At 73.0% G+C, this 14,155-nt stretch carries 1 protein-coding gene; it reads left to right on the forward strand.

Annotation, left to right across the window (positions count from 1 at the left end; genetic code table 11):
• Positions 1 to 14,070 (forward strand): non-ribosomal peptide synthetase, encoded by a 14,070-nt coding sequence (locus CP975_RS31990; RefSeq protein WP_150477627.1) that lies wholly within the window; start codon positions 1 to 3, stop codon positions 14,068 to 14,070.
• Positions 14,071 to 14,155: the final 85 nt, after the last annotated feature.

The raw sequence follows: 14,155 nt of genomic DNA on the forward strand, positions 1-14,155 counted from the left end.
ATGACCCGATCCCTTGTCGAGGACGTCTGGCCGCTGTCTCCGTTGCAGGCGGGGCTGCTCTTCCACGCCGCCTTCGACGGCGAGGGTCCGGACGTCTACCAGGGGCAGCGGACGCTGGAGCTGTCCGGACCGCTGGACGTCAACCGATTGCACAGGTCGTGGCAGGCGCTCCTGGACCGGCACGGCGCGCTGAGGGCGAGCTTCCGAGGCCGTAAGTCCGGAGAGGCGGTGCAGGTCATCGCCCGCGAGGCGGTACTGCCATGGCGTACGGAGGACGTCTCGGAACTCGCAGAGGCCGATGCCGCCTCCGAGGCCGACCGGCTGGCCGCGCGCGAGCGCGCGCGGCGCTTCGACCCGGCGGTCGCACCACTGCTGCGGCTCCTGCTGATCCGGCTCGGCGACGAGAGGCACCGGCTGGTCCTCACCAGCCACCATGTCGTCATGGACGGCTGGTCCATGGCGGTCCTGTTCAACGAGTTGCCGGCCGTGTACGCGGCGGGCGGCGAGACGCACGGCCTCCCCAGGACGACGTCGTACCGCGAATACCTCGCATGGCTGGCCCGCCAGGACAAGGAGTCGGCGCGGAACGCCTGGCGGGCGGAGCTGGCGGGCTCCGACGAGCCGACCCTCGTCGGCCCGGCCGACCCCGCCCGGACACCCGTCGCACCCGCAAGCCTCGTCACCCGACTGTCCCCAGAACTCACGCACGGCATCGTGCAGTTGGCGCGAGCCCACGATCTCACGGTGAACACCGTGATCCAGGGCGCGTGGGCGCTGCTCCTGGCACGCCTCGCCGGACGTACGGACGTGGTGTTCGGCGCGACCGTGGCGGGCCGCCCCGCGGAACTGCCGGGCGTCGAGTCCATGGTGGGCCTCTTCATCAACACCCTGCCCGTACGGGTACGCCTCGACGGCGGTCAGCCGGTGGCCGAGATGCTGGCGCGGCTCCAGGAACGCCAGGCGGCGCTTATGGCGCATCAGCACCTCGGTCTCTCCGAGATCCAGAAGCTGGCCGGCCCCGGCGCGGTCTTCGACACGATCGTCGTGTTCGAGAACTACCCCCGCCCTCCCCAAGAAGAGCCCGCCCCCGACGCCTTCACCATGCGTCCGCTCGGCGAGCGGGAGGCAGCCCACTACCCGCTCACGCTGGTCGTGGCTCCCGAGAGCGACCGGATGGCCGTCAAACTCGACCACCGCCCGGATCTGTTCGACCACACCGCGGCGCAATCGGTCATCGGGCGCCTGGTGCGGGTGCTCGAACAACTGGTGGCGGATCCGGCGATGTTGGTGGGGCGGGTGGATGTCGCGGGTGTGGTGGAGCGCGCGTTGGTGGTGGAGGCCTGGAATGCGACGCGGGCGCGGGTGCCGGGTGTGTCGGTGCCGGAACTGTTTGCCCGTCAGGTGGAACGGTCTCCAGGCGCGGAGGCGGTGATCGATGGCGAACATGCTCTCTCGTACGAGGAGTTGAGCGAGGCAGCTGGGTGCCTGGCCGGGTATTTGGTTGGTCTGGGGGTGGGTCGGGGTGATCGGGTCGCGGTGGTGATGGAGCGGTCGGTCGATCTCCTGGTGGCGCTGTTGGGGGTGTGGCAGGCGGGAGCCGCCTACGTTCCGGTCGACCCGGAGTACCCGGCGGAACGCATCACGTACGTGCTGACCGATTCCGCCCCGGCGGCGGTGGTGTGCACCCGGGAGACGCAGGGGCTGCTGCCCGAGGACGTAGACGTCCCGCCGGTGGTTTTCGATGACGCCGAGGTGGCGGCGGCGGTCGCCCGCTGCCGGCCCATGGCGACAGGAAGTCGCGTGGGTGCGGAGGACTTGGCGTATGTGATGTATACGTCCGGGTCGACGGGGGTGCCGAAGGGTGTGGCGGTGCCGCACGGGAGTGTGGCCGCGCTGGCGGGGGACAGTGGGTGGTCGATTGGTGCCGACGATGCGGTGTTGATGCATGCGCCGCATGCCTTTGACATCTCGTTGTTCGAGGTGTGGGTGCCGTTGGTGGCGGGTGGCCGGGTGGTGGTGGCCGGGCCGGGTGCGGTGGATGCGGGGCGGGTGCGGGAGGCGGTGGCGGAGGGTGTCACAGCGCTGCATGTGACGGCTGGTTTGTTCCGTGTGCTCGCGGAGGAGTCTGCGGAGTGTTTCGCGGGGTTGCGTGAGGTGCTGACCGGTGGGGATGTGGTGCCTGCGGGGTCGGTGGCGCGGGTGCGTGAGGTGTGTCCCGGGGTCCAGGTTAGGCACTTGTACGGCCCGACCGAGGTCACGTTGTGTGCGACGTGGCATGTGCTGCCGGTGGGTGTGAGGGGTGGCTCGGTGCTGCCGATCGGCCGGCCGCTGGCGAACCGGCAGGTGTACGTCCTTGACGCGTTCTTGCAGCCGGTCCCACCGGGCGTGGCGGGGGAGTTGTACGTCGCCGCTGCCGGGCTCGCACGTGGCTACTGCGGGCGCTCGGGCCTGACGGCGGAACGCTTCGTGGCGTGTCCGTTCGGTGAGGGTGGGCGGCGGATGTACCGGACGGGGGATCTGGTCCGGTGGTCGTCCGGGGGTGAGTTGTTGTTCGTGGGGCGTGCGGACGAGCAGGTGAAGGTCCGTGGGTTCCGGGTGGAGCTGGGTGAGGTCGAGGCGGTTCTGGCCGGCCACGAGGCGTTGGGGCAGGCCGTGGTGGTGGCCTGTCAGGACGGGCCTGGTGACAAGCGGTTGACCGGATACGTGACTGCGGACGGGCCGGGTATCGACGCGCGGGTTCTGCGTACGTACGTGTCTGATCGGCTGCCCGCGTATATGGTTCCTGCGGCGATTGTGGTCCTGGATGCTCTGCCGCTGACGGTCAACGGCAAGGTGGACCGGGCCGCCCTGCCCGCACCGGACTTCGCAGCCCGGGTGACCGGGCGTGGGCCGCGCACCGAGACCGAGCGCACACTGAGCCGACTGTTCGCCGAGGTTCTGGGGCTCGACCGCGTAGGTGTCGAGGACGGCTTCTTCGAACTGGGCGGCGACTCCATCAGCTCCATGCAACTCGCCTCCCGGGCACGCCGTTCCGGGCTTGTCGTGACGCCTCGGCAGGTGTTCGAGGAGAAGACACCCGAGCGGCTCGCCACGGTGGCGGAGACACTGGAGGAAGCCGCTGGGAAGGCGGCCGCCACGCACGACGTGGGCGTCGGCGAGGCGCCCTGGACGCCGGTCATGCGGGCGCTGGGCGAGCGGGCGGCGCAGCCCGACTTCGCGCAGTGGGTGATCCTCGGTGCCCCGGCCGGGCTGGGCCTCGACGCACTGACCACCGGCCTCGGCGCCCTGCTGGACGCGCATGACATGTTGCGGGCCCGCACGGTCCCCGGCGAACCGAAGCTGATCGTCGGCGAGCGGGGATCGGTCGATGCAGGGAACCTGGTCGCGTACGTGGACGCCGTGCACGCTGCGGACGACGCCCTGGACAGGATCGCGGAACAGGCAGCACGGAAGGCCGTGCAGCGCCTCGATCCGGCCGCCGGGGTGATGACCCAGGCGGTGTGGGTGGACGCCGGACCGGGACGAGTCGGCCGACTGGTGTTCGTGGCCCATCACTTGGTGGTCGACGGGGTGGCCTGGCGGATCCTTGTGCCGGACCTGCGCGCCGCCTGCGAGGCGGCCATCGACGGGCGTGTGCCGCACCTGGACCCGGTGGGGACCTCGTTCCGCCGCTGGGCGGAGCGGCTGGCGGCGGAGGCGACCGGCGAGCGGCGGGTGGCCGAGCTGGATGACTGGCTGACGCTTCTCGGCGACAGCCAAACCCCGTTGGGCAGCCGGGCGTTGGACCGCGACATCGACACCGCGCACACCCTGCGACAGCGGACGTGGGTCGTCCCCCCGGAACAGGCGGCTACGCTCGTGGGCCGCACGCCGAACGCCTATCACTGCGGCATCGATGATGTCCTGCTCGCGGCTCTGGCCGGTGCGGTCGCGTACTGGCGTGGCGACGGCGACACCGATGTACTGGTCGATGTCGAGGGGCATGGTCGCGAGTCGCTGGATGATGGCGTGGACCTGTCGCGTACGGTCGGCTGGTTCACCAGCGCGCACCCCGTGCGATTGGGCACCGCAGGAGTGGATCTCGCCCAGGTCAGGGCAGGCGGTCCCGCCGCCGGTGCACTTCTGAAGGCGGTCAAGGAGCAGGCGCGCGCGGTGCCCGGCGACGGCCTCGGCCACGCCCTCCTGCGTCACCTCAACCCCGAGACAGCCCCCGCCCTCGCAGCCGCCCCGGCCCCGGAGATCGGCTTCAACTACCTCGGCCGCTTCACCACCGACACCACCACCGGCGCGCCCACCCCTTGGCAACAGGCCGGCACCACCCCCATCGGTGGCTCCGTCGACCTCGACATGCCCCTCCCGCACACTCTGGAAGCCAACGTCTCCGTCCAAGACACCATCGACGGAACCGCGTTGGAGATCAGGCTGAGCTGGCCCGGCGAGCTGATGGACAAAGCCGACGCCGAGCGCCTCGGCCTGACCTGGGTCGCGATGCTCGGCGGCCTCGCCGCGCACACCGAGGAACACGGCGCCGGCGGACACACGCCCTGCGACTTCCCCCTCCTGGACACCCTGACCCAGGCCGGCGTCGAGCGGCTGGAGTCGGCGGTACCGGAACTGGCCGACGTATGGCCGTTGTCCCCCCTCCAGGAAGGGATGCTCTTCCACGCCACCTTCGACGGCGAGGGCCCCGACGCGTACCAGAGTCAGCGTGTACTCGCCGTGGACGGACCGCTGGACACGGAGAGGCTGCGCGCGTCGTGGCAGGACCTGGTAGCGCGGCACGACGCACTGCGGGCGAGCTTCCACCGGCTGCCCACCGGCGAGGCCGTGCAGGTCGTGGCGCGGGACGTCGAACCGCCCTGGCGCGAGGCCGACGTCTCTGACCGCCCGGCGGACGAGGCTCTCGCCGAGGCGCGACGGCTCGCCGCGCGCGACGCGGCCGAGCGTCTCGACCTGGCGGTGCCGCCGCTCCTGCGGCTGCTCCTCATCCGTCTCGGCGAGGACCGGCACCACCTGGTCGTCACCAGCCACCACATCGTGGCCGACGGCTGGTCGACACCGCTCCTGCTGAACGAGGTCTCCAAGACCTACGCGGCGGGCTCCCAGGCCTATACGGCGGAATCCGAGGCCAGCGCGGCCGACGAGGCCGCCCCCGCGCGGACCGCTTCGTACGGGGACTACCTCGCATGGCTGCACCGGCAGGACAAGGAAACCGCGCGGCGGGCCTGGCAGGCCGAGCTGGCCGGAGCCGACGAGCCGACCCTCTTGGCCCCCACGGATCTGGGCGGGGTGCCCGTCCTGCCCGAGGAACGCTCCCTGCGCCTCTCCCGGAGCACGACGCGCGCCCTCACCGAACTGGCCCGCGCCCAGGGCCTGACCGTGAACACCGTCGTGCAGGGCGCGTGGGCGATGGTCCTCGCCCGCCTCGCCCGGCGTACGGACGTGGTGTTCGGCACCACCGTGGCCGGACGGCCCCCGGAGATCCCCGGCGCCGAGACGATGGTCGGCCTGTTCATCAACACGCTGCCGGTGCGCGTACCGCTCGACGCCCGGCAGCCGGTGCTCGCCATGCTCGCCCAACTCCAGGAGCAGCAAACGGCATTGATGGCGCATCAGCACATCGGTCTGACGGAGATCCAGGCGGCCTGCGGAGCGGGCGCGACCTTCGACACCATGCTCATGTTCGAGAACTACCCCCGGAACACACCCCTGCTTCCCGCCCCGGGCCCCGACCGGGACGACGGACGCGTCGCGCTCACCCAGGTCGACAGCCGCCTGGGAACCCACTATCCGCTGGCCGTCGGCGTCGTCCCGGACGACCGCCTGGGAGTCCGCCTCACCTACCGGCCGGACGTCCTCGACGGGCGGCGGGCCCTGCACGTGGGCAGGCAGCTGGCGCGCGTCCTCGACCGGATCGCGGCCGATCCGGCGCTCCGGGTCGGAGACGTCGACGTCCTGGAGTCGACCGAGCGCACCATGGTCCTCGAACGGTGGAACGCCACCGACCGGCCCGTTCCCACCGGGACCCTGGGGGAAATGTTCGAGGCGCAGGCGCGCCGCTCCCCCGACGCGCCGGCCGTCATCGCGGCGGACCGGCGGTGGACCTACGCGCAGCTCGCACGGGCCGCCGACCACGTCTCGCACGAGGTGCGGGCGCGCGGAGTGCGCCGCGGTGACCTGGTCGGCGTCGTGATGGAACGCTCGGCCGACGTGGTCGCGGTCCTGTTGGGCGTGGCCCGAGCCGGCGCGGCATTCGTGCCGGTCGACCCGGCGTACCCCGAGGAGCGCATCGCGCGCGTGCTGGCCGACGCCGACCCGGCCCTCGTGGTGTGCACGGCCACGACCGAGGCGGTGCTTCCGGCGGGCGTGCCGAGGTGGGTCCACGACACGTCCGACAGGCCCGACACGCCCGGGGCGCTCGGGACACCCGCGCCGACCGGCCCGACACACCGTGCCGAGGACGGCACGAGCCGCGCGACGGATCCCGCGTACGTGATCTACACCTCCGGATCGACCGGGACACCGAAGGGTGTCGTTGTCACCCACGGCGGCCTCGGCAACCTGGCCGCAGGTCAGATCGAGCGGTTCGCCGTACGCCCGGACTCACGCGTCCTGCAACTGGCCTCGTGGAGCTTCGACGCCGCCGTCTCCGAGCTGTGCATGGCGCTCCTGTCGGGGGCGGCGCTCGTCGTGGCCGACGCGGACCGGCTACCGCCGCACGGCGTACTCGCGGACGTCGCCGCCGAGTTCGGGGTGACGCACATGACGGTCCCGCCGTCGGTCCTCGCGACGGTGGACGCGCTGCCGGACACCGTGGAGACCCTGATCGTCGCGGGCGAGGAGTGTCCGCCATGGCTGGCCGAGCGCTGGTCGGAGCGGCGCCTCGTCAACGCGTACGGCCCCACGGAGGTGACCGTCTGCGCCGCGATGAGCGAGCCGCTGCACACGACGGGGGAGGGCCCGGTGCCGGTCGGCCGCCCGCTCGTCAACACCCGGACCTACGTCCTCGACGACTTCCTGAAACCCGTCGCGCCGGGAACCGTCGGTGAACTGTACGTCGTGGGACCGGGCTTGGCGTGCGGCTACCTCCACCGGCCGGGCCCGACCGCCCAGCGGTTCGTCGCCAACCCCTTCCGGGGGCCGGGTGACGCGGACCGGATGTACCGGACGGGCGACCTGGCCCAATGGACGGCTGAGGGCGAGTTGCTGTTCGTGGGGCGTGCTGACGACCAGGTGAAGGTCCGTGGGTTCCGGGTGGAGCTGGGTGAGATCGAGACGGTCCTCGCCGGGCACGAGGCGGTCGGCCGAGCGGTCGTGGTGGCCCGTCAGGACGGGCCGGGGGAGCGGCGGCTCGTCGCGTACGTGGTCGCCGAGGCGGCGGGCGTGGTCGCGGAGACGGCGGGGGTGGGTACGAAGGTGCCGGGCCTGGATGCGGAGGTGCCGGGTGTGGCCGCGAAGGTGCCGGGCCTGGACGCGCGGGAACTGCGTGCCTACGTGGCCGACCGGCTGCCCGAGTACATGGTCCCTGCGGCGATCGTCGTCCTGGACGCCCTGCCCCTGACCGTCAACGGCAAGCTCGACCGCGCGGCCCTGCCCGCACCGGCCTTCGCCGCCAAGGTGGCCGGACGCGAGCCGCGCACCGCTACCGAACGCACCCTGTGCCGACTGTTCGCCGAGGTGCTGGGCCTGGAACGGGTCGGGGCCGAGGACGGCTTCTTCGAGCTGGGCGGCGACTCGATCAGCTCCATGCAGCTCGCCTCCCGGGCGCGGGAGGCGGGCCTGGTCGTGACGCCCCGGCAGGTCTTCGAGGAGAAGACCCCGGAACGGCTGGCCATGGTCGTGGCGGTGGCGGGGCAGGAGGCCGCGACCGTCGACGTGGGGGTGGGCGAGGTGCCCTGGACGCCGGTGATGCGGGCGTTCGGCGACCGAGCCGCCGACGCAGGCTTCGCGCAGTGGGTGATCCTCGGTGCCCCGGCCGGACTGGGCCTCGACGTACTGACCACCGGCCTCGGCGCCCTGCTGGACGCGCACGACATGCTGCGGGCGCGCACGGTCCCCGGCGAGCCGAAGCTGATCGTCGGTGAGCCGGGCACGGTCGACGCGTCGGCACTGGTGTCCCGTGTCCCGGCCGCCGCCGCAGAGATCGGCGAGGTCGCGGAGCGGACGGCAGGGGAGGCCGTCGGGCATCTCGACCCGGCGTCGGGCGTGATGGTGCGGGCGGTATGGATGGATGCCGGGCCGGACCATGACGGTCGACTCGTCGTGGTGGCGCACCACTTGGTGGCGGATGTGGTGTCCTGGCGGGTCCTCGTGCCGGATCTGCGGGCCGCGTGCGAGGCGGCGGCGGCAGGAAACGAGCCTCGGCCCGCCCCGGTGGGCACGTCGTTCCGGCGCTGGGCGGAACTGCTGGCGGCAGAGGCCGTCGACGAGCGGCGGGTCGCCGAGCTGAATGACTGGCTGGCCCTTCTGGGCGAGCAGCAACCTCCCTTGGGTAGTCGGGAGCTGGACCCCGGACGGGACACCGCGCGGACCTTGCGCCGCACGTCCTGGGTGGTGCCGCCGGAGCAGGCCGCCACGCTGCTGGGCCGTACCACGGCCGCCTTCCACTGCGGAGTCGACGAGGTACTCCTCGCGACCCTGGCAGGCGCGCTCGCGCAGTGGCGGCCGGACACCGCAGCGGGCGTCCTGGTGGACATCGAAGGGCATGGTCGCGAGTCGCTGGACGATGGCGTGGACCTGTCGCGTACGGTCGGCTGGTTCACCAGCGCGCACCCGGTGCGGCTGGGCACCGCAGGCCTGGACCCGGTCCAGGCCCAGGCGGGCGGAACCGCCGCAGGTGCACTCCTGAAGGCGGTCAAGGAGCAGGCGCGCGCGGTGCCCGGCGACGGCCTCGGCCACGCACTCCTGCGTCACCTCAACCCCGAGACCGCCCCCGCCCTGGCAGCCGCCCCGACCCCGCAGATCGGCTTCAACTACCTCGGCCGCTTCACCACCGCCACCACCGATCCCGCCACCACCGCCACCACCGACCCCGCCACCCCCGGCGCGCCGGCCCCCTGGCAGCCCGCCGGAGAGACCGCGATCGGAGGCTCCGTCGACCCCGACATGCCGGCCACCCACGTCCTGGAGGCGGGGGCAGCCGTGCGGGACACCCCTGAGGGGCCCGAGCTGACACTCACCCTGACCCGGCCAGGCCTGCTGGTGACGGAGGCCGAGGCCGAGCGGCTCGGCAGGGCCTGGGTGGCGATGCTCGGCGGTCTCGCCGCGCACACCGAGCAGAGCGGCGCGGGTGGGCACACGCCCAGCGACTTCCCCCTCCTGGACACCCTGACGCGGAACGCCCTGACGCGGAACGCCCTGACGCAGGGCGGCGTCGAAGCACTGGAGTCGGCAGTCCCCGGGCTGGATGACGTATGGCCGTTGTCGCCTCTCCAGGAGGGCATGCTCTTCCACGCCACCTTCGACGAGGAGGCGCCGGACGTCTACGAAGGCCAGCGGGCCCTGGCCCTTCACGGACCGCTGGACGCGAGCCGGCTGCGCGCCGCGTGGGAGACCGTGCTGCGCAGGCACCCGATCCTGCGCGCGAGCTTCCATCGCCTCGCGTCGGGAGAGGCCGTTCAGGTCGTCGCCCGGGACGTCGAACTGCCGTGGCGCGAAGTCGACTTGTCCGGTCTGGCCCAGGCCGATGCGGACACCGAGGCGGAGCGCCTGGCCACGAGCGAGCGGGCGCGGCGGATCGACGTGACACGGGCCCCGCTGCTGCGGCTCCTCCTGATCCGCCTCGCCGAAGACCGGCACCGCCTGGTCCTCACCAGCCACCACATCACGATGGACGGCTGGTCCCTGCCGGTCCTGATCAACGACCTCCACGCGGCGTACGAGGCGCACGCCGCCGGTGGCGACGGACGGGGCCTGCCGCCCGTGACGTCCTACCGGGACTACCTCGCGTGGCTGGACCGGCAGGACAAGGAGGCGGCACGGGACGCCTGGCGGGCGGAGCTGGCGGGCCTCGGCGAGCCGACGCTGGTCGCGCCCGTCGAAGCCGTACGGGTGCCGATGGTGCCGGACCGGATCCGTTTCGCGTTTCCCGACGAGGTGTCGCGGGGTGTCGCGGAGCTGGCCCTGAGGCAAGGCCTCACCGTGAACACAGTGGTGCAGGGCGCCTGGGCACTGCTCCTCGCGCGGCTTACGGGCCGCACGGACGTGGTGTTCGGCGCGACCGTGGCGGGCCGGCCCGCGGACCTGCCCGGCGCGGAGTCGGCGATCGGCCTGTTCATCAACACCGTGCCCGTGCGCGTACCGCTGGTGGCCGGGCAGCCGGTCCGCGAGATGCTCGCCGAACTCCAGGACCGGCAGGTCGCCCTGATGGCCCATCAGCACATGGGCCTCGCCGAGATCAGTCAACTGGCGGGCCCGGCCGCGACCTTCGACACGCTCGTCGTCTACGAGAGCTACCCCCATCCGCCCGGCGCCACGGACGCCCCCGCCTCCTTGCGCATCCGCCCCGACGGGGACCCGCAGGACATGGGCCACTACCCGCTGACGTTCGTCGTCTCGCCCGGGCAGCGCATGCACGGCGACTTCGTCTTCCGGCCGGACGTGTGCGACCGGGCCCGCGCCGAGGACATGGTCGCCTCGCTGGTGCGGATCCTGGAGCAGCTGGTCGCGGACCCGGCGGCGCCCGTGGGACGGGTGGACGTCGTGGCCGCCACCGCACGCGACCTCGTCGTACGGCAGTGGAACCGGACGCGGGATCCGGCGGCCGGTGCGGCGCCGCTGCCCGAGCTGACCGCCCGACAGGCGGAGCGCACGCCCGACGCGGTGGCACTGATCGAGGGCGAACAGTCGGTGTCGTACCGCGAGTTGGTGGAGGAGGCCGGACGGCTCGCCCGGTATCTGGCGCGGGCCGGGGTCGGTCCGGAGCGCCGGGTGGCCGTCGTCGGGGAGCGGTCGGCGACCACGGTGCGCTCGCTCCTCGCCGTGTCGATGGCCGGAGGTGTCTTCCTTCCGGTGGACGCGGACTATCCGGCGGAGCGCATCGCGTACGTACTGACCGACGCCGCGCCCGCTGTGGTGGTGTGCACCGAGCGTTCGCGGGGCGCGGTGCCCGCCGGATTCACCGGCCGCGTCGTGGTGACCGACGACCCGCGCGTTGCGGGCGAGGTGCGGCGCTGCGCGGGCGGCCCGCTGCGGGACGAGGAGCGAACGGCGCCCCTGCGGCCCTCCCACGCCGCCTACGTCATCTACACATCCGGGTCGACGGGGACACCCAAGGGCGTCGTCGTCACCCACGCGGGCCTCGGCAACCTCGCGCGGGCGCAGATCGACCGCTTCGGGGTCCGGGCGGACTCACGCGTGCTCCAGTTCGCGTCACTGAGCTTCGACGCGGCGGTCTCCGAACTCTGTATGGCGTTCCTGTCGGGCGGGTCACTGGTCGTGGCCGCCCCGGACGAACTGCCGCCACGGGTGTCCCTGGACGAGGCCGTGCGCCGGGCGCGGGCGAGCCACGTCACCGTGCCGCCGAGCGTCCTCGCGGCCGAGGAGCGGCTGCCCCCGGCGCTGGAGACCGTGGTCGTGGCGGGCGAGGCGTGCCCGCCCGGGCTTGTCGACCGATGGGCGCGGGGGCGGCGGATGGTGAACGCGTACGGCCCCACCGAGACGACGGTCTGCGCGGCCATGAGCGAGCCGCTGGCACCGGGCCGCGACGTCGTGCCCATGGGGCAACCGATGGCGAACGCGCAGGTGTTCGTCCTCGACGAGTTCCTGCTGCCTGCGCCGCCCGGCGTGCCCGGTGAGCTGTACGTCGCGGGCGCCGGGCTCGCCCGGGGCTATCTGGGGCGGGCGGGTCTTTCGGCGCAGAGGTTCGTCGCCTGCCCGTTCGCGGCGGGCGGGCGGATGTACCGCACCGGCGACGTGGGGCGGTGGACGCGCGAGGGCGAACTGCTCTTCACGGGCCGCGCCGACGACCAGCTCAAGGTCCGCGGACACCGGATCGAGCCCGGCGAGGTCGAAACGGTCCTGACCTCGCACCCGCACGTCGTACAGGCCGTCGTCGTCGCGCGCCGGGACCACACCGACGGCAACCGCCTCGTCGCGTACGTCGTCGCGGACCCCGCCCGCCACAGCGGCGACGCGACGACCGCCGAGGGGGCCACCGAACTGCCCCCGTACGTCGCCGACCTGCCCGCGTACGTACGGGAGCGACTGCCCGAGTACATGGTGCCGACGGTGTTCGTCCCCCTGGACCGGCTGCCGCTGAACGTCAACGGCAAGGTGGACCGGGCCGCGCTGCCCGCACCCGACCTCGCCGAGCGCGTCACGGACGGCCAGGCGCGCAACGGGACCGAGAGGCTCCTGTGCGACCTGTTCGCCGAGGTTCTCGGCCTGGAGCGGGTCGGGGTCGGCGACAGTTTCTTCGAGCTGGGCGGTGACTCGATCATGTCGATGCAGCTGGCGTCCCGTGCGCGCCGGGCGGGGCTCCTGCTGACGTCACGGCAGGTCTTCGAGGAGAAGACCCCCGAGCGCCTCGCGGAGGTCGCGGAGGCCGCCGAACCCGACACCGCCGTCGACGACACCGGCGTCGGCGAGGTGCCCTGGACGCCGGTGATGCGCGCACTGGGCGAACGGGCCGCACGCCCCGGCTTCGCACAGTGGACGGTCCTCGGCGCACCCGCCGGGCTGGGAACGGACACGCTGACGGCGGGCCTCGGCGCCCTGCTCGACACGCACGACATGCTGCGGGCGCGCACGGTCCCCGGCGAGCCGAAGCTGATCGTCGGCGAGCGGGGGTCGGTGGACGCCGCCGGCCTGGTCGCACGCGTGGACGCGACGGGCGCGCGGGACGACGCCGCCCTGGACGAGATCGCGGGCCGGGCGGCGCGCGAGGCCGTGGAGCGCCTCGACCCCGCCGCCGGGATCCTCGTCCAGGCCGTCTGGGCCGACGCGGGGCAAGACCGCACGGGCCGCGTCGTCCTGGTGGTCCACCACCTGGTGGTGGACGGGGTCTCCTGGCGGGTCCTCGTGCCGGATCTGCGGGCGGCCTGCGAGGCGGCCGCCGCCGGAGGCGAACCGGCACTCGATCCGGTCGGCACGTCCTTCCGGCGCTGGGCCGAGCTGCTCGCCGCACAGGCGTCCGGCGAGCGGCGGACCGCCGAGCTGGACGACTGGCTCGCCCTGCTGGGCAAGCCGCAACCCCCGCTCGGACAAAGCGACGTGGACCCGGCCCTGGACACCGTACGCACTCTTCTGCACCGGACCTGGACGCTGCCGCCCGAGCAGGCGGCCACCCTGGTGGGCAAGGCCCCGGCGGCCTTCCACTGCGGAGTCGACGACATCCTCCTCGCGGCGCTGGCGGGCGCGGTCGGTCACTGGCGGCCGGAGACCGCCGCGGGACTCCTCGTCGACGTCGAAGGGCACGGCCGCGAGCCTCTGGAGGGCGCGGATCCGCTGCGCACGGTCGGCTGGTTCACCAGCGTGCGCCCGGTCCGCCTCGCGGTGGACACTGCTCACTTGGACGACGCTATGGCGGGCGGCAGGGCTGCCGGTAGCTTGGTGAAGGCCGTCAAGGAACAGGCGCGGGCGGTGCCCGGAGACGGCCTCGGTCATGAGCTGCTGCGTCATCTCAACCCCGTGACGGGCCCGGTCCTCAAGGCCGCGCCCGCCGCGCAGATCGGCTTCAACTACCTGGGCCGGTTCGCGGCGGGCGGCGGTGCGGACGGCGGCACCGGCACGGGTCCGGTCGGGCCGTGGCACCTGGCCGGTGAGAGCGCGATCGGCGGTTCCGTCGACCTGGACATGCCCGCCACGCATGTCGTGGACGCGGGCGCGGTGGTACGGGACACCGCCGACGGGCCCGAGCTGACGATCACGCTGAGCTGGGCGAGCCGGCTGCTGGAGGAGGCCGACGCGCAACGGCTCGGCACCGCCTGGCTGAGGATGCTCGACGGCCTCGCCGGTCACACGACCGACCCCACGGCGGGCGGGCACACCCCGTCCGACTTCCGCCTCCTCGACCTCGCACAACACCAGATCGACGAACTCGAAGCCGGATTCACCGGCGAGCAGTCATAGCAGGACCGCAGCACCTTCAGGCACCGGACGCCGACAGGCACCGGACGTTGTGAGCCGTCAGGCACCAGCCGTTGTGCCGTCAGGC

Origin of the sequence: Streptomyces alboniger, from assembly GCF_008704395.1 — a bacterium.
GTDB classification, from domain to species: Bacteria; Actinomycetota; Actinomycetes; order Streptomycetales; family Streptomycetaceae; genus Streptomyces; species Streptomyces alboniger.